At 72.6% G+C, this 3,004-nt stretch carries 3 protein-coding genes; all 3 read right to left on the reverse strand.

The window, feature by feature from the left end:
- Positions 1-96: 96 nt before the first annotated feature.
- Positions 97-1,332 (reverse strand): kynureninase, encoded by a 1,236-nt coding sequence (gene kynU, locus ACFWGJ_RS43015; protein ID WP_387334411.1) that lies wholly within the window; start codon positions 1,330-1,332, stop codon positions 97-99.
- Complete coding sequence (locus tag ACFWGJ_RS43020) at positions 1,325-2,173, reverse strand: tryptophan 2,3-dioxygenase family protein (protein WP_387334413.1); 849 nt, start codon at positions 2,171-2,173, stop codon at positions 1,325-1,327. The genes kynU and ACFWGJ_RS43020 overlap by 8 nt, the downstream gene beginning before the upstream one ends.
- Positions 2,174-2,340: 167 nt before the next feature.
- Positions 2,341-2,754: a DUF3151 domain-containing protein gene (locus ACFWGJ_RS43025; protein ID WP_107018089.1), complete on the reverse strand. Its 414-nt coding sequence runs from the start codon at positions 2,752-2,754 to the stop codon at positions 2,341-2,343.
- Between the last annotated feature and the right edge of the window lie 250 nt (positions 2,755-3,004).

Below are 3,004 nucleotides of genomic sequence, written 5' to 3' on the forward strand. Positions count from 1 at the left end.
GGCTGGAGGGTGCCGCCGGTCCGGCTGCCTCTCAGCCCGTCCGGCGTTTGAGGACACAGTGACGGGACGGGTAGGGGCGGCGGGGGCGAAAAACCCTCAGAACAGCCCGCCCAACACCCCCGCCGCCCGCTCCACGTCCCCGAACCCCACATACAGCGGCGTGAAGCCGAACCGCAGGATGTCCGGCTCACGGAAGTCACCGATCACCCCCCGCTCGATCAGCCGCCGCATCACCCCGCCCGCGTCACCGCACCGCAACGCGACCTGACTCCCCCGCTCCCCCTGAGCACCCGGAGTCACCGACTCCAGCGCACCCGCAGGCACGTACTCCGCCACGCACTCCAGGAAGAAGTCCGTCAGGGCGAGGGACTTGCGGCGGACCGCCTCGATCGACACGTCGTCCCAGACCTCCAGCGCCGCCTCCAGGGCGAGCATGGAGAGGATGTCCGGGGTGCCGACCCGGCCGCGCAGGGCCCCGTCGGCCGGGACGTGGTCCGGGGTCATGCCGAAGGGGTCGGCGTGGGAGTTCCACCCGGGCAGCGGGGAGTCGAAGCGGGCCTGGTGGTCGCGGCGGACATAGAGGTACGCCGGTGAACCGGGCCCGCCGTTCAGGTACTTGTACGTGCAGCCGACCGCCAGGTCCACGCCGTGTTCGTCCAGCCCGACCGGCAGCGCGCCCGCGCTGTGGCACAGGTCCCACACCGACACGGCCCCCGCCTCACGGATCGCGGCCGTCAGCGCGGGCAGGTCGTGCAGCCGGCCCGTGCGGTAGTCGACGTGGTTCAGGAGCACCGCGGCCGTCCGTCCGCCCAAGGCGTCCGGGACCTCCTCGGGCGCCACCGGGCGCAGCGTGCAGCCCGTGAGCCGCGCCGCGGACGCGGCGATGTACCCGTCCGTCGGGAACGTCGTGGCGTCGACGAGGATCTCGTCCCGGGTCCCCCCAAGGGCACCCCCGTCCGCGCCTCCGCCGGCCAGGCGCACCGCGCCCACGACCGCCTTGAACACGTTCACGCTCGTCGAGTCGCCCACGACGATCTGGCCCGGCGCCGCGCCCACCAGCGGAGCGATCCGGTCGCCGATCCGCTCCGGCGCGGTCCACCAGCCGCTCTCGTCCCAGGACCGGATCCGCAGCGAACCCCACTGTCTGCGGACGACGTCCTCGATCCGGCCGGGCACCGAGCGCGGCAGCGCGCCGAGCGAGTTCCCGTCCAGGTACACCGTGTCGTCCAGGACGAACTGCGCGCGCACCTTGCCCAGTTCGTCGACGGCGTCCAGCGCAGCCGCCTTCTCCGCGAGCGATGTCCCGCCGGAGTCCGTGTACGTCTCAGACATGCGACCGGGCCGTCCACAGCTCGGGGAACACGTTCTTGCGGGCCCGCTTCTCCAGCCAGGCCACGCCCGCCGAGCCGCCGGTGCCCGTCTTGGAGCCCATCGCGCGGCGGGTGGCGACCAGGTGGTCGTTGCGCCAGCGCCAGACCAGTTCGGCGACGTCGGTCAACGCCTCGCCGAGCCGGGCGAGTTCGGAGCTCTCGTCGCCCGCGTAGAGGTCGGTCCACACGGCCTCGACCTCGGGCGAGGGCTCGTAGCGGCTGGAGACGTCCCGCTGGACGACCGAGGACGGTATCGCGTGGCCGCGCCGGGCGAGCAGCCGCAGGACCTCGTCGTACAGGCTCGGCTCGTGCAGGGCCTTCTCCAGCTCGGCGTGCACGCGGGGCGCACCCCGGTGCGGTACGAGCATGGACGCGGACTTGTCGCCGAGCAGGAACTCCATCCGCCGGTACATCGCCGACTGGAATCCGGAACCCTCACCGAGGGCGCTGCGGTACGAGTTGAACTGGGCCGGAGTGAGCTGGCCGAGCGGCTTCCAGGAGGCGTTCAGCGCCTCCAGCTCCCGTACCGAACGCTTCAGGGCGGCCACCGCGACCGGCACGCGGTCCTCGCGCAGCGCCTTCGCCGCGGTCTCCCACTCGTGCACGATGACGGTGAACCACAGCTCCATGACCTGGGTCGTCACCAGGAAGACCATCTCTCCGGGGTCGTCGGAGAGGGTGTGCTGGAGGTGGGTGAGGACGTCCGCCTGTACGTAGTCCTCGTACGGGGTCGTTCCCTGGAAGTCGAGATGCGGGGTCTCGGGCTCCGAAGCCGCCGCCTGGGGCTGAGCCTGTTGGGACATCGCTGTCTCCTGCTGTACTCCGGGTAGCGGTCCGCCCCTGCCGAATTCCGACACGGGGGCCCCGGTCCCCAACGGGCATCCTCCACAATCGTGCCCCGAAACCGCAAGGTCCGCCCGGTCACACCGGGCGGACCTGCACGGATGCGGCCCTCGACGGGCTCGTGGAACTAGCCCAGGGTCTGGGCGGCGGCCGGGGAGGAGTCCTTCAGGAACTGCGCGCAGCGCTCGTACTCCGCCTGCTCGCCGATCGCCTGGGCGGCGCGGGCGAGACCGTGCAGGGCGCGCAGGAAGCCGCGGTTCGGCTCGTGCTCCCACGGCACCGGGCCGTGGCCCTTCCAGCCGCCGCGGCGCAGGGAGTCGAGGCCGCGGTGGTAGCCGGTACGGGCGTACGCGTACGACTCGACGACACTGCCGCGCTCGAACGCCTCGTCGGCCAGCTGCGCCCAGGCGAGCGAGGAGGTCGGGTACTTCGCGGCGACGTCGGCGGGCGCCGTGCCGTTCGCGAGGAGCTCGCGCGGCTCCGGGTCGTCGGGCAGGTGGGTCGGGGGCGGTCCCCCGAGGAGGTTCTCGTGAATGGCCATGGGTTCCAGTTTGCGCTATCCGTGGCCGCCGTGGGCGCCACGGGTGGGGCTGACCCGGCCGAAAAGGTGCGCGGGAAGGCGCTCGGGTCCGCCGGGTCCGGGGGTGAGCCCGGGACGGGCTGGGGATGGGCCAGGGATGGACCACGGGTGCGTCGGGGTGGGAGCGGGCCGTGCCGGTACGTCGAGTCCGCCGCGTAGGGCTCCCGCAGAAGAGCCCGACCCTCCAATTGAGAGCCGTATGCACGGGGGC

The organism is Streptomyces sp. NPDC060205 (assembly GCF_042728395.1).
Lineage (GTDB): Bacteria > Actinomycetota > Actinomycetes > Streptomycetales > Streptomycetaceae > Streptomyces.